16 protein-coding genes are annotated in these 20,506 nt (G+C 67.9%); 9 read left to right on the forward strand and 7 right to left on the reverse strand.

From position 1 onward, the window contains the following. Positions 1-45: 45 nt before the first annotated feature. Positions 46-879 carry an IclR family transcriptional regulator gene (locus WDLP6_RS33210; RefSeq protein ID WP_162595553.1) on the forward strand — a complete coding sequence of 278 codons (834 nt, stop codon included), beginning with the start codon at positions 46-48 and terminating at the stop codon, positions 877-879. Between the two features lie 30 nt (positions 880-909). Here WDLP6_RS33210 and gdhA read toward each other — a convergent pair whose 3' ends face one another. Then, on the reverse strand, positions 910-2,253 hold the full coding sequence (gene gdhA, locus WDLP6_RS33215) for an NADP-specific glutamate dehydrogenase (RefSeq protein ID WP_162571912.1): 1,344 nt from the start codon (positions 2,251-2,253) through the stop codon (positions 910-912). Between the two features lie 117 nt (positions 2,254-2,370). On the opposite strand from gdhA, the gene WDLP6_RS33220 reads away from it, so the two are divergent. The 6 genes from WDLP6_RS33220 to WDLP6_RS33245 all read left to right on the forward strand — a co-directional run bounded on the left by WDLP6_RS33220 (position 2,371) and on the right by WDLP6_RS33245 (position 10,809). Continuing rightward, positions 2,371-3,231 (forward strand): IclR family transcriptional regulator, encoded by an 861-nt coding sequence (locus tag WDLP6_RS33220; protein WP_162595554.1) that lies wholly within the window; start codon positions 2,371-2,373, stop codon positions 3,229-3,231. A 183-nt stretch (positions 3,232-3,414) separates the two neighbouring features. Next, complete coding sequence (locus WDLP6_RS33225) at positions 3,415-5,013, forward strand: ABC transporter substrate-binding protein (RefSeq protein ID WP_162595555.1); 1,599 nt, start codon at positions 3,415-3,417, stop codon at positions 5,011-5,013. Beyond that, the gene (locus WDLP6_RS33230) at positions 5,010-7,085 is read left to right on the forward strand and encodes a hydantoinase/oxoprolinase family protein (protein ID WP_162595556.1); all 2,076 of its coding nucleotides are present in this window, start codon (positions 5,010-5,012) and stop codon (positions 7,083-7,085) included. The genes WDLP6_RS33225 and WDLP6_RS33230 overlap by 4 nt, the downstream gene beginning before the upstream one ends. 5 nt (positions 7,086-7,090) lie before the next feature. Then, a complete protein-coding gene (locus tag WDLP6_RS33235; protein WP_232077687.1) occupies positions 7,091-8,737 on the forward strand; it encodes a hydantoinase B/oxoprolinase family protein in 1,647 nt (548 codons plus the stop codon). Beyond that, positions 8,730-10,064: an NAD(P)/FAD-dependent oxidoreductase gene (locus tag WDLP6_RS33240; RefSeq protein ID WP_162595558.1), complete on the forward strand. Its 1,335-nt coding sequence runs from the start codon at positions 8,730-8,732 to the stop codon at positions 10,062-10,064. Before WDLP6_RS33235 ends, WDLP6_RS33240 begins: the two co-directional genes overlap by 8 nt. A 151-nt stretch (positions 10,065-10,215) precedes the next feature. After that, positions 10,216-10,809, forward strand: coding sequence for a DedA family protein (locus tag WDLP6_RS33245; RefSeq protein ID WP_162595559.1), 594 nt, complete (start codon positions 10,216-10,218; stop codon positions 10,807-10,809). 37 nt (positions 10,810-10,846) lie between these two features. Here WDLP6_RS33245 and WDLP6_RS33250 read toward each other — a convergent pair whose 3' ends face one another. After that, positions 10,847-11,509, reverse strand: a complete 663-nt coding sequence (locus WDLP6_RS33250) for a redoxin domain-containing protein (RefSeq protein WP_232077689.1) — start codon at positions 11,507-11,509, stop codon at positions 10,847-10,849. A 23-nt stretch (positions 11,510-11,532) separates the two neighbouring features. Next, positions 11,533-14,844 (reverse strand): ATP-binding protein, encoded by a 3,312-nt coding sequence (locus WDLP6_RS33255; RefSeq protein ID WP_162595560.1) that lies wholly within the window; start codon positions 14,842-14,844, stop codon positions 11,533-11,535. 148 nt (positions 14,845-14,992) lie between these two features. Between WDLP6_RS33255 and WDLP6_RS33260 the strand changes: the two genes are divergently transcribed. Both WDLP6_RS33260 and WDLP6_RS33265 read left to right on the forward strand, forming a co-directional pair. After that, a complete protein-coding gene (locus WDLP6_RS33260; RefSeq protein ID WP_162595561.1) occupies positions 14,993-15,703 on the forward strand; it encodes a Crp/Fnr family transcriptional regulator in 711 nt (236 codons plus the stop codon). A gap of 57 nt (positions 15,704-15,760) precedes the next feature. After that, a complete protein-coding gene (locus tag WDLP6_RS33265) occupies positions 15,761-16,660 on the forward strand; it encodes a hypothetical protein (RefSeq protein ID WP_232077691.1) in 900 nt (299 codons plus the stop codon). A gap of 76 nt (positions 16,661-16,736) precedes the next feature. Here the strand turns inward: WDLP6_RS33265 and WDLP6_RS33270 are convergent, their stop codons facing one another. The 4 genes from WDLP6_RS33270 to WDLP6_RS33285 are packed head-to-tail and all read right to left on the reverse strand — an operon-like array spanning position 16,737 to position 20,497. Further along, positions 16,737-18,113, reverse strand: coding sequence for an amidase (locus WDLP6_RS33270; RefSeq protein ID WP_162595562.1), 1,377 nt, complete (start codon positions 18,111-18,113; stop codon positions 16,737-16,739). A gap of 31 nt (positions 18,114-18,144) precedes the next feature. Next, a complete protein-coding gene (locus WDLP6_RS33275) occupies positions 18,145-18,897 on the reverse strand; it encodes an SDR family NAD(P)-dependent oxidoreductase (protein WP_162595563.1) in 753 nt (250 codons plus the stop codon). Between the two features lie 14 nt (positions 18,898-18,911). Beyond that, positions 18,912-19,670: an SDR family NAD(P)-dependent oxidoreductase gene (locus tag WDLP6_RS33280; protein WP_162595564.1), complete on the reverse strand. Its 759-nt coding sequence runs from the start codon at positions 19,668-19,670 to the stop codon at positions 18,912-18,914. After that, positions 19,667-20,497, reverse strand: coding sequence for a polysaccharide deacetylase family protein (locus tag WDLP6_RS33285; RefSeq protein WP_162571923.1), 831 nt, complete (start codon positions 20,495-20,497; stop codon positions 19,667-19,669). The genes WDLP6_RS33280 and WDLP6_RS33285 overlap by 4 nt, the downstream gene beginning before the upstream one ends. Positions 20,498-20,506: the final 9 nt, after the last annotated feature.

Below are 20,506 nucleotides of genomic sequence, written 5' to 3' on the forward strand. Positions count from 1 at the left end.
ATCGCATACTGAGAACAGTCAAACGACGCGAATACCTGATCCCCCATGGCCCCTCCCCGCAAGCCGTCAAAGCCTTCGCCCGCCCCCATCGATCGCCTCGCGAAGCGGCCGGCAAGCCGCCAGACCACGGGCGCCGAAAGCGCGCGCAAGGTCCTCGGCCTGCTGCTGCAATTCAGCGCCAAGCGCCCCTGGCTCTCGATCGACGCGCTGGCCGAAGCCGTGGGCGCGCCCGTCAGCACGACCTACCGCTATGCGGCGCTGCTCAAGGAGATGGGTTTTCTCAGCGATGACGGGCAAGGCCGGTACTGCATCGCACCGACGCTGCTGCGTGTGGCCGCGGCGGGACGCGAGGCCATCCGCTATCCGGAGCTTGCCAAGGCCGAGGTCGCAAGCCTGGCGGCACGAACGGGAGAGACGGTGCTGCTGATCCAGCCCGTAGGCGGCAACGGCGTGTGCATCGACAAGGTGGAATCGCCGCACGCGATGCGGATTGCCTACGAACTCGGCGCGGCCTTTCCGCTTCATCGCGGCGCGGCGCCGAAGGTGCTGCTCGCGTTCCAGTCCGACGCAGAGCGCGAGCGCTACCTGCAGCAGCTTCGCGCCGAAGCACGAGGCCAGGGCAAGGCTGTCGCGCAGCTGCGCAAGGAACTCGACCAGATCCGCGCAGACGATGTCGGGTACAGCAGCGCGGAAATCACCTCCGGTCTCTGGGCGGTTGCCGTGCCGATCCGCCAGGCCGACAAGGTGGTGCTGGCGCTCTCCGTCGCCGGGCCGGCGTTCCGGATCGGCCCGAGGGCGCGCGCCAGCATCGAACGGGACGTGCGCGCAACGGCCGCGCGGATCTCCGCGCTGCTGTCCGAACTGGGCGATTCGGTCTGAGCCCTGGGTCGCGAGGCCGTCTTCGTCGCGTCAGGTCACGCCTTGGGCCAACATGGCATCGGCCACCTTGACGAAGCCAGCGACGTTGGCCCCGTCGACATAGCTGACGCGCCCGTCCTCCCGGGTGCCGTTGTGCAGGCAGGCCGCGTGGATGCTTTGCATGATCTGGAGCAGGCGCTTGTCCACCTCTTCGCGCGGCCAGGACAGTCTTTCGGCGTTCTGGCTCATCTCCAATCCGGATGTCGCGACGCCGCCCGCGTTGCTCGCCTTGCCTGGCGCGAAGAGCACGCCGTGCTGCTCGAACACCCTCACTGCGTCGATCGTCGTCGGCATGTTGGCGCCCTCGGAAACGCAGATCACCCCATTCCCGACGAGCGTCTTCGCATCTTCCTCGTTCAATTCGTTCTGCGTGGCGCTCGGCATGGCGACGTCCACGGGAACGTGCCAGGGTGTCGCACCCGCGATGAAGCGTGTTCCGGTCTGCCTGGCATAGTCGCTGACGCGGCCATACAGGTGGTTCTTGACCTCGCTCAGAATCGCCAGCTTCTCCGGCGTGAATCCTTCTTCGTCGAGCACGGTACCGCTGGAGTCCGAGACGGTCACGACCTTGGCGCCGAGCGCCATCGCTTTTTCGATCGTGTACTGCGCCACGTTGCCCGCGCCGGAGACGGCGACGCGCATGCCGTCGAGGCTGCGGCCCGCATGGTTGAGCATCTCCTGCACGAAATAGACGTTCCCATAGCCGGTGGCCTCGGGACGGATCAGCGAGCCACCGAACGAAAGACCCTTCCCGGTGAAGACGCAGTCCGCGCGGTTCGTGAGTTTCTTCATCATGCCCGCCATGAAGCCGACCTCCCGGGCGCCGACGCCGATGTCACCCGCGGGGACATCGGTGTAGGCGCCGAGATGCCGATACAGCTCGGTGATGAACGCCTGACAGAAGCGCATCACCTCGCCCTGGCTGCGGCCTTTGGGATCGAAATCCGAGCCGCCCTTGCCGCCGCCCATCGGCAATGTGGTCAGCGCGTTCTTGAAGGTCTGTTCGAAAGCAAGGAACTTGAGGATCGACAAATTGACGGAGGGATGAAAGCGCAGGCCACCCTTGTACGGACCGATCGCCAGACTGTGCTGAATCCGGAATCCGCGATTGACCTGGACCTCGCCGCGATCGTCAACCCACGAGACACGGAACATGATCACGCGCTCGGGCTCCACCAGGCGTTCGAGCAGCCCGTAGGAGCGGTATTTGGGGTGCTTTTCAATGAAGGGCCAGAGGCTCTGTATCACCTCGGTCACCGCCTGAAGGTATTCCGGTTGCCCCGGGTTGCGTTGGCCTACGTAGGCAAGAAAATCATCGGCGGTCGCGTGCGTCATCTGGCTCCTTGGAATGAGGCTTGAATTTATCGAGCCGCGTATTTTGAGGGATGCCGACTGCTGCGCAGGAACCATGCAAAATGCGCTGCTCTCAATGGAAGAAGCCGGGGACTCTCGATGAATGAAGGCGTGGTGGACGGCGGGTTGTTCGTTCAATCGTTCGCGAAAGGCCTGGACGTGCTGCTCGCATTCGATGCGGGTCGAACGAGCATGAACCTGCCCGAGCTCGCCTCGGCAGCCGGCATCAGCAAGAGCGCGGCACAGCGCTTCGCCTTCACGCTCGAGGCGTTGGGCTATGTGACCAAGGATGCGGAGTCCAAGCGCTATTCGCTGACACCCCGGGTGCTTGAATTGGGCTACCGCTACCTGCAGGTGGATCGCACCCTCGAGCGTGCGAATCCCTATCTGCTCGAGTTGAATCGGCAGTGCGGCGAGACCGTGAACATTTCCGAACCCGACGGCGTGGACATGATCTTCGTGGGCCGCTTCCCCGGCCGTCAAACCATGCCGGTCTACATGCCGGTCGGGCGCCGATTGCCGATGTTCTGCACGGCGGCAGGGCGCGCCTACCTGGCGGCATTGCCTACAGATGCGGCGCGCGAAATCCTGCAGCGCTCGGACCGACGCCGTTACTCGCCGACCACCGTGACAGAGATCCCGGAATTGCTCGAGCTGTTGGCTCAATCGCGCGAACGCGGCTACAGCCTCGCCAACGGCGAGTACTACCAGGGCGACCTCGGCATCGGTGTGCCGATCTTCGATCGGATGGGTCGACCGATCGCGAGCATCAATGTCTCGGGATCGAGCACGCGGTGGACGCTGGATCGACTGCAAGAGGAGATCGCGCCGATGCTGATGGAGACAATGCGCCTGATTTGCACGACGCCGCCTTCACCCAAGGATGCCGAGCCGTTCCGTGTCGGCCTGCACCCTCAGACAGTGCCCGGCCGGCGCAATGCGGCGCGCCGGAAAACCTGAGATCCGCGCGGCGTTTCCAAGGTCGACCGTTCTTTCAAGCCCATGCTTGACAACGGACAAGCTCAAATCCATCATATCGATTATCACCACAAGCATATCGCTATTCGATTTATCGAGTAACGGGTGATGGACAGCTTGCGCGGGGACTTGCTCGCGAAATCTTGAAACGGAATGGAGAACGGCATGCAGGAATCCCGGCGCGACTTCGTGGGCCAATCGGCTGGCTTGCTCTTTTCGCTGACGGCGCTCGCGCCGGCGTGGGCTCAGCCGGCCGCGCGGCAAGGTGGGACCGTCACGTTGGCGTCCCAGACCATGCGAACGCTCAACTCGGCGATCCAGTCGGGCAACGCGACCGGTGTTCCGGCGACGCAGATCTTCGCCGGGCTCGTGCAACTCGACAGTCGTTTCAAGCCGCAGCCCTACCTCGCCCGCAGTTGGGAAGTCTCTCCGGACGGGCTGGTGGTTCGCTTCAAGCTCGTCGAAGGCGCGACCTTCCATGACGGCCGGCCGATCAGGGCGCGCGATGTCGCGTTCTCGATCGAAACGGTCAAGGCATCGCACCCGTTGATGTCGGTGACCTATTCGGCCGTGCTCGAATCGGTGCGCGCGGTGGATGACCTGACGGTGGAGATCCGCCTGAAGCATCCGTTCCAAGGCTTGTTCGGCGTGCTGACGCCGGCGCTCACGCCGATCATCCCGGAGCACGTCTACGGGCCGGCCAACGGGCCGATCCAGACCAACCCGGCCAACGCGAAACCCGTCGGCTCCGGCCCGTTCCGGTTCGTCGAATGGAAGGCCGGCGAATACGTGATCCTGGAGCGCAACCCCCATTTCTTCCGGCCGAATCGGCCGTACCTGGAACGCGTGGTGCTGAAGATCGCCGAAGATTCTCTGTCGCGCAGACTCATGCTCGAACGGGGCGATATCGACTATCTCCCGTTCTCCTTCCTGCGGATTCCGGACATGGTGAGTCTGCGGTCCAACCCGAACATGGTGACGGTGCGCTCGGGCTATGAAGCACTCGGTCCTGTTGCCTACCTCGAGATGAACCTGCGCCAGGCGCCACTGAACGATCTGCGCGTACGCCAGGCGATCGCCCACGCGATCGACAAGGACTTCATCGTCAAGACGCTGCATCACAAGCTGTCGAAGCGGCTGGACGGCCCGCTGCACAGCGGGAACGAGTACTTCGACGCGAAGGCCGTCACGGTCTATCCGACCGACCTGGCCAAGGCCAACGCCTTGCTCGATGCGGCCGGCCATTTGCGAAAGGCAGAGGGCACCCGTTTCGCGCTGACGCTGGACATCCCGACCTTCGACCCGGACAGCATGTCGCTGGTGGCCGAGTACCTGCGATCCCAGCTGCGGCGCGTGGGCATCGACATCACGCTGCGCATGTCCACCGATCTCGCCGACTGGTCCAACAAGGTCGGACAGTGGAACTATCAATTGACGATGAATTCGACGTGGAACTGGTCCGACCCGCTGGTGGGCGTGCATCGTTCCTTCCTCAGCTCGAACATCAAGAAGGTGGCGTGGAGCAACACGGGCGGCTATTCGAATCCGAAGGTGGACGACCTGCTCGATCGCGCGGCCGTGGAGCCGGACCCCGGCAGGCGCCGCGCCTTGTACGCGGATTTCCAGAAGACGGTCACCGCGGACTTGCCGCTGATCTGGACCAACGAAAGCATCTACGTCACGTTCCACCACAAGCGGGTGAAGAACGTTCCGAACGGCGTGTTCGGCGCGCTCGCGCCCTTCGACGAGATCGTGGTCGCATGATCGCGCTGTCTGCAGACGTCGGTGGCACGTTCACCGACCTCGTCATCGCGGACGGGCGCACCGGCGCGACCTATGCCGAGAAGGTGCTCAGCACACCGGGATCCAGCGACGCCATCTGCAACGGCATCGAGCGGCTGGCGCGCCGTGCCGGTGTGGCTGCGAGCGACATCGACAGCTTCGTCCACGGTTTCACGATCGCGACCAACGCCTGGCTCACCCGGTCGGGCGCGCGGGTGGCGCTCGCGGTCACTGCCGGCTTTCGCGATGTGCTCGAGATCGGCACGCAGCGCCGGCCGCAAACCTACTCGCTGACCCAGCAGCGGCTCGCGCCGCTGGTGCCGCGCTCCCGCGTGATCGAAGTCGACGAACGGACCGATTCGGCCGGCCAGGTGGTCCGTGCGCTGTCCGCGGCCGACGCGGCCCGCGCCGCCGATGCGATCGCTGCGGTCGAACCGGAAGCCGTGGCCGTGTGCCTTCTGTTCAGCCACCTCGACGACACGCATGAACGCCTGCTGCTGGAGGCGCTGCGCAAGCGCCTGCCCGACGTGCCGGTGTACCTGAGCAGCGTGATCAATCCGCAGATCGAGGAGTACCCGCGCGCCAACACCACCGTCACGGCCGCCTACGTGGGCCCGGCCGTCGACCAGTACATCGGAAAGCTGGAGCGCGCGTTGCCGAAGATCGGCGTGCGTGCGCCGATCCTGATGATGCGCAGCGACGGCGGCGTGTCGACGGTGCGCGCCGCGCGCGACAACCCCGCAAGCATGCTGCTCTCGGGACCGGCGGGCGGCGTGATCGCGGGACAGGGCATCAGCCACGACCTGGCCGTGCCCGAGCTCATCACCTTCGACATGGGCGGCACTTCGGCCGACTTCTCCCTGCTCAGCGACGGCCAGTCGCGCATGGCGAATGAGCGGCTGCTCAAGGGCGAAGTGCTGCGCATCGCGTCGCTCGACATCCAGACCATCTCGGCCGGTGGCGGCTCGATCGGCTGGGTCGATCTCGGTGGTGCCATCCGCGTCGGGCCCACATCGGCCGGCTCGGTGCCCGGCCCCGCGTGCTACGGCCTGGGCGGGGAGCACCCGACCTTGACCGACGCCGCGCTCATCACCGGGCTGCTGAATGCAGACGAGTATCTGAATGGCGAGATGCAGCTCGACCTGGCCGCCGCGCGCCGCGCCGTCGATGCGCATGTGGCGCAACCGCTGGGCGTGCCGATCGAGGAAGCGGCCTTCGGCATGCTGACGATGGCCAATGTCCAGATGGCGCAGGCGATCCGCGGGCTGTCGGTGGAGCGCGGCTACGACGTACGCAACTTCGCTTTGCTGTCGTTCGGCGGCGCCGGTTCGATCTTCGCGCCCTTCCTCGCACGCGACCTGGGCATGTCGGAGGTCTTGATTCCGCTGCGGCCGGGCGTTCTTTCCGCGGAGGGTCTGTTGCTGTCGGACATTCGTTACGCGCTGCAGAAATCCTTTCACGGATCCCTGGAGGCCGTTGCGCCCGAGGCCCTGCGAGAAGCCTACAAGGCGCTGCGGCAACGCGCCGAAGAGGCGTTCGCGCGGGACGAGGTCGCACCCGCCGACCGCGACATGCGGCCGCTCGCCGATCTGCGCTTCCAGGGACAGATGCACGAGCTGACGGTCGAGATGCCTGCCGCCGTGCTCGAAGACTGGTGGTCCGCGGCGGATGTGTTCGAGCTGTTCCGCGCGCGGCATGAACGCGAGTTCGGCTTCGCCGACGCGGCCTCGCCGGCGGAGATCGTCAACGTGCGCATCGAGGCGGTCGGGCGTGTGCGCAGGCCGCAGGCGCAGCAGGACACGCACCGCGATGACCGTGATGACAACAGCCGCCCCGCTGCGCCGCCGCGCACGCGCGACATCTATCTGGGGCCGCAAACGGGATGGGTGCGCAGCCGCGTCATGGCGCGCTCGCAACTGCGCGAGGGCGACACCGTCCCCGGCCCGCTGGTCGTCAATCAGCCCGACACGACCGTGTTCGTTCTGCCGCAGCAGAGCCTGTGCGTCGCACCGGGCGGCATTCTTCGAATCCGTGATCGCGAGGTAGCGCAATGAGTGGCGTGGCAAATCTTCTGGACCGCGATGTCTTCCAGTTCCAGCTCAGCGCGATCGCCGAGGAAATGTCGGCCGCACTGCGGCGCTCGGCGTTCTCGCCCATCATCTGGGACATGCTCGACTATTCCTGCGCGGTCTTCACGGCCGGCGGCGAATTGCTGGCGCAGGCCGAGACGATTCCTGCCCAGCTGGGCGTGATGGGCCATGCGCTGCAGGGCGCGGCCCGCGAGATCCCGCTCGACACCTGGCGGGAAGGCGATGTCCTCATCTGCAACGATCCCTACCGGGGTTGCACGCACACGCCCGACGTCGTTCTCTTCAGCCCGGTGTTCGCCGGCGGCCGGCTGGTCGCGATCGCCTCGACGATTGCCCATCATGTGGACATCGGCGGCAAGCTTCCCAGCACGACGGCGCCCGACAACCTGGAGGTGTTCGCCGAAGGCTTGCTGTTCCCGCCCATGAAGCTCGTGGAAGGCGGCGTTCGCAACGAAACCATCTTCAGGTTCATCGAAGGCAACGTGCGCAATCCGCGGGCTTGCATCGGCGACCTGTCGGCCCAGATCGCGGGCTGCCGCACCGGCGAGCGGCGCGTTGCCGAGCTGAGCGACCGCTACGGGCGCGAGCGATTCCTCGAGCTGGCCGGCGAATGCCTGGACTACGGCGAGCGCTATGTCCGCAACGCCCTGCGGGCGCTGCCCAGCGTGGTACGCCGCGCCGAGCTGCTGATGGAGGACGACGTCAGCAGCCCGGAACCCCTGCGCATCGCCGTCGAAGTGACGATCGGCGAGGCGGACATCACCATCGATTTCACCGGCACCGACCGGCAGCGGCGCAATGCCCTGAATTGCCCGCTGTCTTCCACCCACTCGATGGCGCTGTACGCCATTCGCGGCCTCACGGCGGCCGACGGCCCGCGCAATGAAGGCGGCAACCGAGCGGTGCGCATTCGCGTACCCGAGGGATCGTTCCTCAATCCGACGCGGCCGGCAGCGGTGGGCAATCGCCACTTCGCGCAGCAGGCGGTGGCCGACGTGGTCCTCAAGGCACTGGTCGACGTGGTGCCCGAGCGCTCGTCGGCCGGCTCGCAGATTTCCTTTCCCGGCCTGCGGGCCGGCGGCTTCGATCCGCGCGGCGGCCCCGCCGAGCCGCCGCGCTATTTCATCCTGCACGACATCATCGGCGGCGGCATGGGCGGCTTCGATGGCGGCGACGGGCTCGACGCGGTGGACACGCACGGCGGCAACTGCGGCGTCCTGTCGGCGGAGATCGTCGAGACGATCAGCCCTGTGCGCGTGCGGTGCAGCGAACTCGTTCAGGGGTCGGGCGGCCCGGGGCGGCAGCGCGGCGGACTCGCGATGCGCCGCGATTACGAGATGCTGGCCGACGACCTCATGGTCAGCGTCTTCTTCCAGCAAGGCAATGCAGCGACGGCGCCCTGGGGCGCATTCGGCGGCGAAGCCGGCCGGCCGGCTTCGGCGGTCCTGAACCCCGGTCGGCCCGACGCCCGCTCGCTGTCGACGAAGGCGATCGGCGTCGGGCTGCGTCGAGGTGATGTGGTGCGGCTGGAAAGCGCGGGCGGCGGGGGGTGGGGTCCGGCGAGCGAGCGCGACCCGGCCCTGACGGCCCGCGATGCCGGCGAGTCCTATGTCTGACAGTCATTCGATCGCGATACGCCAATCGGTCCAGACATCGGTGGAGCGGCCGGGCGACGGACTGGACCGATCGCTGTGGGCGCGGACCGCACCGGCAGCGCCGGCGCTGCCGGTGCTGCGCGGCAGCCACCGTGCCGAGGTGGTGGTGGTCGGCGCGGGATACACGGGGCTCGCCACGGCGCTGGCGCTGATCGAGCACGGCGTTCAGGTGGCCATCGTGGACGCTCGCGAACCCGGCTTTGGTGCCTCCGGCCGCAATGGCGGCCAGGTGATTCCGGTGTTCAAGCATGAACCCCAGGCCATCATGGCGCGCTTCGGCGAGGAAGCGGGACGCGACATGATCGACATGGTCATGCGCTCGGCCGACGATGTCTTCGCGCTGATCGACAAGTACGGCATTGCCTGCGACGCCGAGCGCACGGGCTGGATCCAGGGTGCCCGCAACGCCGCCAGCGGGCAGGTGCTGCATCGGCGCTGCCTGGCCTGGCGCAAGGTCGGCGCCGACGCGCGGCCGTTGGACGCCGACGAGATCGCGCAGCTGTCCGGCACCACGCATTTCCGATCGGGCTGGTTGCTCGGCAACGCCGGCAGCGTGAATCCGCTCAAGTACGCGCGTGGCCTGGCGAGCGCGGCCGTCGGCCGCGGCGCTTCGCTGTTCGTCGGTTCGCCGGTGGTCCGCCTCGAATCCGTGGACGGCGCATGGCGCGTCGCCACGCCGGAAGGCGAGCTTCATGCGCGCCGCGTCGTGCTCGCGACCAACGGGTACTCCACGCGCTTGTGGCCCGGTCTTCGCGAATCCATCGTGCCGCTGTATTCGATGCAGATCGCCACCGATCCGCTGCCCGCCGCGCTCGGCGCGAGCATCCTGCCGCGCCGGCAGACGATGACCGACGACCGGCACCTCGTTCACTACTTCCGGCGCGACGCGGCCGGGCGTTTCGTGATCGGCGCGCGCGGGCCTTTCCGGCCGGACCCGAGCGCCCACGACGCGCGCCGGCTGATCGCGATGGCCAGGCGTCTCTATCCGCAGCTCGATGAAGTCGCGTTTCCGTTTCGCTGGGCCGGCCGCGTCGCGATGACGCCCGATTTCATGCCACACCTGCACCGCCTGGCGCCGGGCCTGACGACCGCGCTCGGCTTCAATGGCCGGGGCGTTGCAATGACCGCCGCGATGGGCCGCGTGCTCGCACAGGCCTGCCTGGACGACGGCGACCGGCGGCTGCCCTACCCGGTGTCCGCACTGCGCCCGATTCCACTGCACCGCCTGCATCGCGCAGGGGTGCAAATGATGATGTCGTACTACCGTTTGCGCGACCGGCTCGCCTGAGCGCCGATCGCTCGCGAGCGGTGCGCCGGGTCTCTGCGCCATCGCTTCTCGGGCGCATCTGCAACGCCTGATTCAAGAGCTCCGCCACGCGCTGATACCGATAGACAATTGTCGATGGACAATGGCGGTGATGTTCGGAAGGGAATCCGGTATGTACCTGGCGCATCTGGTCTCCCACTACGGGTATGCCGCCGTGTTCGCCGGCAGCCTGCTCGAGGGCGAGTCCGTGCTGTTGCTGGCGGGTCTTGCGGCCCATCGCGGCTATCTCTCGTTGATCCCGGTCGTGGCGCTGGCGTTCTGCGGCGGGACGCTGGGCGATCAGATTCTTTTTCATCTGGGCCGCCGCTATGGCGCCGTCATGCTGCGCCGGTCGCCGGCCATGGCGGCGCGCATCCGGCTCGTCACGCCGCTGATTGAACGTCACCAGGCGGCCTTGATCATCGGCGTGCGATTCATGTATGGCCTGCGCCTCATCGGGCCCTTCGCGATCGGCATGACCGACGTGTCGGCCTTCCGGTTTGCGCGGCTGAACATGCTCGGCGCCGCGCTCTGGGCGCCGCTGTTCACGGGCCTGGGCTATCTGTTCGGTCAGACGCTGCACTGGCTGATCGCCGACCTCGATCGCTACGAAGGCATGGCCCTGTTGGCGGGTGTTGCCATCGCCGCCGCAGTGGGCCTGGTTCGCTGGCTGTGCATGCGCCGTCGCCGGCGAGCAGATGGATGCCCAAGGGCAAGCTCGTCCTGAGCGGGACGGCGCAGCAGTCGCGTCCCGCCGGGCTTTGTCAGGCAACGCAGGCGCGTGCCGCGTCGAGGATCACCTCCTCGGACGGAAACTTGCCGATGCCGGCCAGGCCCTCGGCGCCGCACTCGATGTTCGCCCAGCGCACGATGCCCTCGCGATCGATCAGGAACAGCGCCTTCAGCTGCGGCCACTGCCGCTCGACCTCGCCCTGGTCGGTCGGCGTGTAGGCGTAGCCATCGCGTTCCTGCATCAGCTTGGCCACCTCGGCGATCGGCAACGGTTCAGGCAGGTCGCCGAATGGATTGATGCGGGTCTCGGCCATGGCCTGCAGCATGTCGGGCGTGGGTTCCGGTTTGGGCACCCGGTAGGCACGGTGCGTTGTCAGATCGGGGTCGGCGGCCAGGCGCAGCCGCGTCGGCCGGAACTTGAAGTACAGCCGCGCGTTCTCCGGCTCGGTGGCCACCACGGCGACGGTCTCGACACCCAGCGCCTTCAGCCTGCTCTCGAAGTTGCCGAGCTGGACGAGCTGCCGCCGGCAGAACGGACACCACAGGCCCAACAGCAGCGCCAGGAACAGCGGACTGCGTCCGCGGTATTGGTCGAGTGAAACGACCTCGGGTCCGGCCACCGCCGGCAGCGCGAAGTCAGGGGCCGCGTCTCCCGGCGCCATGGGCGGAAGCATCGCCGCAGTTGAGGTTGTCATGTCCGGACTCCTTCCAACAAAAATCAGCAGAGGAATGGAAGCACCATCAAAGCGTCGGGCTCGAGTCCGGCGCGCTCGCACACGGCCTGCGCCTTGGCGAGATAGGTCTCGGCCTGTGCCGGGCGGCCCGTGTCAAGGTACAGCGTTGCCAAACCATCGTAGCAAGGAAACAGCAGTTGCGGCTCGTCGATCTGCTCGGCCAGTTGCAAGGCTTCCTGGTACCACGCGAACGCTTGCGCATGATCGCCGTGGCATTGGTGGATCTGGCCGAGAACGATCAGCGGCACGGCGAGGTGATCCAGCAGGCCGAGGCGGCGGTCCAGGTTTGCCGCCGCCTGTGCCGCCGCGATGCCCTCGGCCTCGCAGCGATTGGTCAGCGCGCAGTAGGCCACCGCCAGGTTGGCGTAGAGCCGCGACTGGAAGCCGAGATCCCCGACCTTCCTGGCGGTTTCGAGGCCACGCAGGCAGGTCTCGATGCTGCGCTGCGGATCGAGCGATGCATAGAGCACCCCGAGATTGGTGTAGCCGCGGCAGGCGGCCTGCAGCAGGTGTTGGGCTTCGGCCTGGGCGACGCTGCTTTCGATCTGTGTCACCGCCTCGATGGGCCTGCCCAGACGCGCCAGCGCAACGCCCAGCGTGTTGCATGCCTCGGCGCGCACGACGGTGGCCTCGCGCGCGCGCTCGGGAAGGCTGTCGTCGGCCGCCGGCAACGCCATCAGCGCGCGCTGTGCGAACGCCACGGCGGTGGCGTTGTCGCCGGCACGGAACGCGAACCGGCCCATCTCCTGGAGCAGGTGCCCGCGCTCGATGGCATCGCCGTCGTCGCCCAGGCGTTCCAGTCCGGCGCTGAAGCAGGCGCTGGCACGATCGCGCTCTCCTGCCTGCCAATGCAGGCCGCCCATCTTGCGCAGCAAGCGTGCGGCGCGGACCGGATCGTTCCGCTGTTCCACGGTCTGATACACGGTGTCGTAATGCGCCAGCGCCTCGGCGTGCTGCCCCTTGAGGCCCAGCAGATCGGCGATGCGCTCCCGCGCGTCGAGTTCCGCGGCCTCGACGGCGGCCGCCGGCGCCGACGTTTCCGCCGAGACTTCGGCCAGTGTGCGCAGCGCGCGTTCGTAGTGGCGCAGCGCGTCGTCGTTGGCATAGACCGCGCGTGCCCAGTCGCCGGCGTCCAGCAGGTAGCGCGCGCCGCGCACCTTGTCCGGCGACAGGCTCCAATGGTGGCCCAGCGCCTCCAGTTCGGCCAGACGGCCCGGACTGGAGGCTTCGTCTCCGATCGTCGACTGCGCTCGTGCGCCGAGCGCGGCTTCCAGCGCGAGGGCGGTGCGGCGGTGCAATTCGGCGCGCCGCGTCAGCAACAGGTTCTGGTAGGTCACCTCGTGCAGCAGCGCGTGCGTGAAGCGCCAGCGCTGCGCACCGCCGTCACCCTCGCTGCGGATCAGGTCGGCCGCGGCCAGCCGGGCCAGCGCTGCCGCCGTGGCTTGGGGCACATCGCCCGCGATGCGCAGCAGCAGGGTGCTGTCGAACTCGGCGCCGAGAACCGCGGCTTCCTGCAGCGTTCGGCGGTCGTCGCTGTCCAGCCGGTCGATGCGCGACAGCAGCAGGCCATACAGCGTGGCGGGAACGTCCATCGCCTCGTACGGCGCCTCGCACACCCAGCGATCCTCCTGGCGCACCAGCAGGCCGTTGCCCGCGAGGCTGCGAACGATTTCCTCGACAAACAGCGGGTTGCCGCCGGCGCGCGCTGCGACGAAATCGCGCACCGGCGCCAGGGCGGCGTCCGCCGGCGTGCCGAGGAGGTGATCCACGAGCGCCTGTGCGTCTGCGTTGCCCAGCGGACCCAGCTCGACCACCGCCTGCTGGGCGCGGGTGGGGCGCAGTGCACGCGCATCGGGGCGCTGCAGGACCAGCAGCATCAAGGGCCGGTCGGCCAGCTGGTCGGCCACCTCGCGCAGCAGATCGACCGACGCCGCGTCGGCCCAATGCAGATCGTCGACCACCACCATCAGCGGCCGCTGCGCCAACCGGCGCTCGATCAGCGAGCGCGCCGCCAGCGTGATCTGACGCTGCAACTGCTCGGGCTCGATATCGCGCGGCCGCGCATCATCCTGCAGGCCGAGCAGGTAGGGCAGTACCTGCGCGATCGCATCGGTTTCGTCGGCGTCGGCGCCGAGCGCCAGCAGCCCGTCGTGCAGCTTGCGCCGAGCCAGTTCGAGCGGATCCCCTGCGTCGACGCGATAGGCCTCGCGGAACAGCGCGCCGAAGGTGCCGTAAGTCGGCTCTCCGAGCGACGAACAGCTGGTACGGCGCACCGCCGTCGCCGCAAGCCGGCCATCGCGTTCCAGCCGCGCGAACAGTTCGGCCAGCAGGCGCGACTTGCCGGCGCCGGCTTCGCCGACCACGCTGACGACCTGGGCGCGGCCGCTGTGCATGCGATCGAATGCAGCCAGCAGGCACGCCATCGCCTCGGCGCGCCCGACCAGCGGCGCGGCCAGGCCCAGTTCGGCCAGGCCGCGTGCCGAAAGCACGTCATCGCGCGCGCCGGCCAGCTGGTGAACCCGCAGCGGCTGCGCCTTGCCGCGCAATGCCAGGGTCTTGGCCGGCAGGAAGCTGAAGCGGTGCCGCGCCAAGGCCTGGGTCGTCTCCGACACCAACACAGCGCCGGGCGCGGCAGCCGACAGCAGCCGCGAGGCCGTGCTCACGGTGTCGCCCGTGACGGCGTAGGCAGCGCCGGCACCGCCGGCGACACCGCCCAGGCTGCCGGCCACGACCGGCCCGGTGTGGATCCCGATGTGAAGGGTCACCGGGCCACCCAGGCGGCCGGCCCATTGCAGACTGAGCCGCTGCATGGCCTGCAGCATCTCCTGCGCGGCCTGGATGGCGCGCACAGGATCGTCCTCGTGCGCACGCGGCGCGCCGAACACCGCCATCACCGCGTCGCCCACGAACTTCTCGACGAAGCCCTCGTAGCGGGCGACGGCCTGCGCCATGGTCTCGAACAGGGCGTTCTGGAAGGCGCGCAGGCGTTCCGGGTCGGTCCGTTCGGCCAGTGAGGTGAAGCCCGTCAGATCGGCGAACAGCACGGTGACCAGGCGCCGATCCGCCTCGTGATCGACGCTGTCGGCCGCTGGCGGCGGCGGCGGCGGCGGCGGCGCCACCGTGCTCGGCGCACGACCCGGCCCCAAGTCCGCGCCGCAGCGCGGACAGAACGCGAATTCAGCCTCGCACGCGAAGCCGCAGGCCCGGCAAGGCCCGGCCAGCCGACGCCCGCAGCGCTGGCAGAAGGAGGACGCGGGCGGCACTTCGCCGCCGCAGCCGACACAGGTGATGGTCATCGCGTGCCGCAATGCTGCGCCAATTCCGTTGGCGGCGCCACCGGATCGGCGTCGACCTCGGCCGGCGGTCCCTGGGATGCGATTGAACGCCCGGCAACCCCCAGTTGGTCCATCATTGCCCGACCAGGACCGGTTGGAGAGGACGCCCATGTCAACGCTCGCATTGTTCGACGCCGCCGTTGCCGCCTTGAGCTCGGCCGTGGCCACGCCCTCCGGCATCATCGCGCTCTGCTCTGCGGGCGTCGCCGGCATGCTGGTGATCGTGAGTTCCTTCGTGAAGACCATGATCCCGCTGCGCTGCCTCGCGGTCGGCGGCAACCTGGGCTTTCTGATCTATGGCGCGCTGCATCCGTCGCTGATCATGGTGGTGTTGCACGGCGCGCTGCTGCCCATCAACATCTTCCGCGCGGCCGAAATGGCGCGCCTGACGCGCCGCGTACAGGAAGCCGCGGCGTCGAATGACCTGTCCGGCGTCTGGCTGCGCCCTTACATGCGCCGGCGGCGGCTGAAGAAGGATGCCGTGCTTTTCCGCAAGGGCGATGCGGCCACGCATCTGTATTTCCTCGTCGACGGACGCATCGAGTTCGTGGAAATCGGGGAAACGATGGCGCCCGGCCGGCTGTTCGGCGAGATCGCGTTCTTTGCGCCCACCAAGTGCCGCAGCCTGACCGCCCGCTGCGTGACGAACTGCACCGTGCTGCAGATGGACGAGATGACTTTCAAGACGCTCTATTTCCAGAACCCGGCCTTCGGATTCGAGGTCGTGACCCTGGTGGCCGGACGGCTCTGGGCTGACCGGCAACGACTGGAAGAGCGACTCGCGGCCGCCATGCAAGTCGCCGGCCCGGCGCGGGGGTGATTTATGTGTGAACAGGCCTAGCCAAGCGACCGACGCAGCATGAAAATCCGCCTCATCATGAAACACGCGACACTTCGCCGATGGGTGCTGTGGGGCTGGTTCCTGGTCCTGGGTCTGCCGGTGATCGCCCAGGCACAGGCACAACTGGGCAGTGCCGCTGCCTTGCAGGCCAAATACGACGCCGTGCAGACGCAGCTCGATCGCAACGCCTTCGGGCGGCCGCTGGTGCTCGAATCGACGGAAGCCTCCGGTCAGTTGAGCGGCGATATCTTCGCGGTATTGAGTCATCCCTTCGATCAGGTGAGCAGTTCGCTGAGCCAGCCCGGCGTCTGGTGCGATGTGCTGATGCTGCACCTCAACACCAAGTACTGTGCGGTGCGCGAGACAGGCGATGTCAGAACGCTCGCCGTCTCGATCGGCCGCAAGTTCGACCAGCCGCTTTCGGATGCGCAGCGCGTCGATTTCGTCTGGCAGACGCCGACCGTCGCCGCCGACTACCTGAGCGTGCGACTGAAAGCCGACAAGGGGCCGCTGTCGACCCGCGACTACCGCATCGAACTCGAGGCGACGCCGCTCGGCAACGGCAACACCTTCATCCATCTCGGCTACGCCTATGCCTACGGGATGGCAGCGCGCATCGCGATGCAAGGCTATCTCGCCACCATCGGCGCCGACAAGGTGGGATTCACCGCAACGGGCAAGGATTCTGCCGGGCAGCCCGACTACGTGGGCGGCGTGCGCGGCGTGGTGGAGCGCAACACCATGCGCTACTACCTCGCCATCGATGCCTACATGGACGCCCCCAAACAACTCGCACAGCGACTCGCGACGTGGTTCGACAGCACGGAGCGCTATGCCCGGCAACTGCATGAATTGGACCGGGACGACTATCTCGCCATGAAGCGCAGCGAATACAAGCGCCTGGCAATGCCCTTGACCGAACAGTCGCAGAGGTAGCCATCGCGGCGCGGTGGATCATCGCGCCTCGCACCGGCTTCGGCGCTGGCACCGCGGTTCTTCGAGGTGGCGAGGGTCAGCCGATCCGGGCTTCCAGCAATGCGGCGATGCCCAGCAGGTAGCGGTCGTCGTACCAGCGCCCCGCCAGCTGCAGCCCGATCGGAAGCCCGAGCGAACTCTTGCCGCACGGCATCGACAGCGCCGGATGTCCCGTGAGGTTCATCGGGTAGGTGTAGGGATACCACGCACCGCGCACAGTGCCCGCCGGCACGCCGGCGATCTCGATCTCGCCGCTCACATCGACGTCGATCGAGAGCGGCGGCGCAGACACCGTCGGCGACACCAGCACGTCATAGCGCTCGAACAGCGCCTGCAGTTCGGCAAAGCAGCGCGTCTTCGCGAAGCCGGCTTCGTGCAATGCGATGGCGCTGTGCTGGCGGCCCTTCAGCACGGCTTCGACCAGCGTCGGATCGATGCGCTGGCCGAAGCGCTCGAGGTTGTCGCCGATGCGCGCGGCCAGCAGCGACTGCAGCAGCACGAGGAAGTGCCGTTCGAGCGAGACGAAGTCGAGCCGGATCTCTTCGACGATCGCGCCCTCGCCTTCCATCGCGCGCACCGCGGCGCGGGTGGCTGCGAGCACTTCCGGGTCGACCGGGTTGCCGGCACTGGGCAGCCACGCGACCTTCAATCCGGCGAGCGACAACGGCACCGGCCGGCCCTGCGCTTCGGCGCCCAGCCCATAGGGATCGCGCCGGTCGAAGCCGCGGATCGCATCGAACAGCAGCGCCGTGTCGGCCACGTCGCGCGCCATCGGGCCGACGAAGGAATTGACGGAGAACAGGTCGGGCGCCTGCAGATGCGGCACCATGCCGAGCGTCGGCTTCAGCCCGACGATGCCGCAGCACGAGGACGGGATGCGGATCGATCCGCCGCCGTCGGTGCCGAGCGCCAGCGGACCCATGCCCGCCGCCACCGCCACCGCCGCACCGCTGCTCGACGCGCCCGGCGTGAAGCGCGGATCGATCGGATGCAGCGTGCGACCGAAGATCGGCGCCACCGCCACCGGCTTGTGGCCGAACTCGGGCGTGGTGGTCTTGCCGATCAGGATCGCGCCGGCCGCCTTGGCGCGCGCGACGGCGATGGCATCTTCCTTCGGCACGAAGTTCTCGTAGATCGCCGAGCCCATGGTGGTGCGCACGCCGGCCGTGGCCGTCAGGTCCTTGACCGAATAGGGCACGCCATGCAGCGGCGGCAGTTCGGCGCCGGCCATCACGGCCGCCTCGGCAACCCGCGCCGCGGCCAGCGCCTGGTCGGCGGTGACGGTGATGAAGGCATTGAGCTCGCGCCGCGCCTCGATGCGGTCGAGCGCGCCCTGCACGGCTTCCACCGGCGAGATCTTCCTGCGCCGGATCAGCGACGCGAGTTCGCGCGCGCTGTGGTTCATGACATCCATTCGATTCCTCCAGGTCCGGCCAGTCGTTCGTTCAGACCATCCAGCGACCGCCGTCGATCAGCAAGGTCTGCCCGGTGATGAAGCGCGCGTCGTCGCCCGCCAGAAAACTCACCGCCGCCGCGATGTCCTCGGGTGCGCCGATGAAGCCGGCCGGCGTGTCGGCGACGATGCGCGCGAGAACCTCGGGCTTGAGCTTGTCGTGGGCGCGCGTGCGGATCGCGCCCGGGCACACGGCATTGACGGTCACGCCGTGCGGCGCCAGTTCGCGCGCCAGTGCGCGCGTGAAGCCGATCACGCCCATCTTGGCGGTGGCGTAGTCGGCCAGGCCGCTGTCGCCGACCAGCGCGGCATCCGAGCTCATGTTGACGATGCGGCCGAAGCCGCGCTCGCGCATGCCGGGCGCGACGCGGCGCGAAGCCCGCATCGTCGTCAGCAGCGAGACCTCGAGCACGAAGCGCCAGGTGGCCTCTTCCGAGGCGACGAAGGGGCCGGAGCGTTCGCGCGCGCTCTGCCCGACGTTGTTGAACAGCAGGTCCACCGGCCCGAGCTCGGCTTCGACGCGGTCGAAGAAAGCGCAGACGATGGCCGCATCGGTGCAGTCACCGGCGACGCAGAGACAGCGTGCCGCCGCATCGGGCACGGCGGCGAGCTGCTCGATCAGCGGCGCGCAGTCCAGGTCCAGCACTGCGACCCGCGCGCCTTCGTCCAGAAAGCGCAGGGCCGCCGCGGCACCGATGCCCTGGCCGCCACCGGTGACCACGGCGATGCGATGGTCGAATTTCATCTGCATCCTCTCGATCAATGGAAGGTGCGGCCGCCGTCGACGGCCAGCGCGGTGCCGGTGATGTAGCTCGAGCCCGGTCCGCTGAGATAGAGGATCGCTTCGGCCAGTTCCTCCGGCTGCGCGATGCGATGCAAGGCGTAGCGCTGGCGGATGAGTTCCAGATCGCGCTCGGGATCGGCGCTCTGTTCGTAGCTGGTGCGGAACAGCGGCGTGTCGACCGCGCCCGGGCACACCGCATTGACGCGGATGTTGTCGGGTGCGACCTCGATCGCCAGCGCCTTGCCGAACATGATGACGCCGGCCTTGCTCGCGCAGTAGGCCGTGCGATGCAGCAACGGGCTCAGGCCGGCACCCGAGGACACGTTGACGATGGTGCCACCGCCCGCGCCGCGCAGGTGCGGCAGCGCGGCGCGGCACAGCAGCATCGGGCCGGTCAGGTTGACCGCGAGCGTGCGTGCCCATTCGGCATCGGACAGCTGCTCCAGCGGCATGCGCGAATCGATGCCGGCGGAATTGACCAGCGCGTCGATGCCACCGAGCTGCTCGGCCGCCTGTGCGACGGCCGCGCCGACCGCCAAGGGATCGGCAACGTCGCAGACGGCCGCGAACGCGCCATCGCCGAGTTCGCCGCAGACCGCTTCGAGCGCGGCGCGGTCGCGATCGAGCAGGCAGACGCGCGCGCCGCGTGCCAATGCGAGGCGCGCCACGGCCAAGCCGATGCCGCTGGCGCCGCCGCTGACCAGAAAGCGCTGCCCTTGATGCGCGAGGCTCATGCCGCGCCTTTCGCAGCGGCCTTCAGCCGCGGCCGCATGTCGTCGGAGATACGGTCGCAGCGATCGATCCACACATTCCGGTGCGACAGCGCATGCTCGATCAGCCCTTCCAGCACCTTGATGCGCGACGGCTGGCCGATGATCTCGGGATGCATGCCGACCATCATCATCCGGTCCTCCGCATAGAGCACGTCGAACTCGCTCTTCCAGGCTTCGAGCACCGCCGACGGCGCCTGCAGCGTGCGGCCCGGCAGCACGATCGAGTACTGGAAGAAGGGCGCATCGTCGAGCACCCAGCGGAACGGCAGCTCGACGATGTCGGTGCGCTGGCCGCCGATCTCCAGCAGGTACGGCGAATCGTCGTCGAAGAAGTTCGAGGAATAGTCGAAGCCGTACTCCTTGATCAGGTCGAGCGTGATGGCGCTGAACTCCGCCGCGGGCGAGCGCCAGCCGCGCGGGCGGCTGCCGGTCAATGCGGTGAGGATCTCCATGCCCTTGCGCATCTCCTCGCGCTCTTCGTCGGGCGACAGGTTGACGATCCAGCGATGGCTGTAGCTGTGATGGGCGACCTCGTGCCCGCGCTCGACGACCTCGCGCACCAGCGCGGGCTGGCGCTCGGCGACTTCGCCGGGGATGAAGAAGGTCGCCTTGATGCCGTAGCGATCGAGCAGCGCCATCACGCGCGGCATGCCGACCTTCCAGCCGTACGCGCCCTGCGACATCAGGATCGGCCGTTGGGCATTGGCGGGATCGCGCCCGGTCCACATCGTCTCGGCATCGAGATCGAAGGTCAGCATCAGGGGAAAGCCTTTGCTGGTCACGGACATGGAAGACTC

This window comes from Variovorax sp. PBL-E5, assembly GCF_901827185.1.
Lineage (GTDB): Bacteria > Pseudomonadota > Gammaproteobacteria > Burkholderiales > Burkholderiaceae_C > Variovorax.

Excerpts from the sequence above, each read along its gene's own strand:
- WDLP6_RS33210 (WP_162595553.1), top strand. The coding sequence starts at position 46 with ATGGCCCCTCCCCGCAAGCCGTCAAAGCCTTCGCCCGCCCCCATCGAT.
- gdhA (WP_162571912.1), bottom strand. The coding sequence starts at position 2,253 with ATGACGCACGCGACCGCCGATGATTTTCTTGCCTACGTAGGCCAACGC.
- WDLP6_RS33220 (WP_162595554.1), top strand. The coding sequence starts at position 2,371 with ATGAATGAAGGCGTGGTGGACGGCGGGTTGTTCGTTCAATCGTTCGCG.
- WDLP6_RS33225 (WP_162595555.1), top strand. The coding sequence starts at position 3,415 with ATGCAGGAATCCCGGCGCGACTTCGTGGGCCAATCGGCTGGCTTGCTC.
- WDLP6_RS33230 (WP_162595556.1), top strand. The coding sequence starts at position 5,010 with ATGATCGCGCTGTCTGCAGACGTCGGTGGCACGTTCACCGACCTCGTC.
- WDLP6_RS33240 (WP_162595558.1), top strand. The coding sequence starts at position 8,730 with ATGTCTGACAGTCATTCGATCGCGATACGCCAATCGGTCCAGACATCG.
- WDLP6_RS33245 (WP_162595559.1), top strand. The coding sequence starts at position 10,216 with ATGTACCTGGCGCATCTGGTCTCCCACTACGGGTATGCCGCCGTGTTC.
- WDLP6_RS33250 (WP_232077689.1), bottom strand. The coding sequence starts at position 11,509 with ATGACAACCTCAACTGCGGCGATGCTTCCGCCCATGGCGCCGGGAGAC.
- WDLP6_RS33255 (WP_162595560.1), bottom strand. The coding sequence starts at position 14,844 with ATGACCATCACCTGTGTCGGCTGCGGCGGCGAAGTGCCGCCCGCGTCC.
- WDLP6_RS33260 (WP_162595561.1), top strand. The coding sequence starts at position 14,993 with ATGTCAACGCTCGCATTGTTCGACGCCGCCGTTGCCGCCTTGAGCTCG.
- WDLP6_RS33265 (WP_232077691.1), top strand. The coding sequence starts at position 15,761 with ATGAAACACGCGACACTTCGCCGATGGGTGCTGTGGGGCTGGTTCCTG.
- WDLP6_RS33270 (WP_162595562.1), bottom strand. The coding sequence starts at position 18,113 with ATGGATGTCATGAACCACAGCGCGCGCGAACTCGCGTCGCTGATCCGG.
- WDLP6_RS33275 (WP_162595563.1), bottom strand. The coding sequence starts at position 18,897 with ATGAAATTCGACCATCGCATCGCCGTGGTCACCGGTGGCGGCCAGGGC.
- WDLP6_RS33280 (WP_162595564.1), bottom strand. The coding sequence starts at position 19,670 with ATGAGCCTCGCGCATCAAGGGCAGCGCTTTCTGGTCAGCGGCGGCGCC.
- WDLP6_RS33285 (WP_162571923.1), bottom strand. The coding sequence starts at position 20,497 with ATGTCCGTGACCAGCAAAGGCTTTCCCCTGATGCTGACCTTCGATCTC.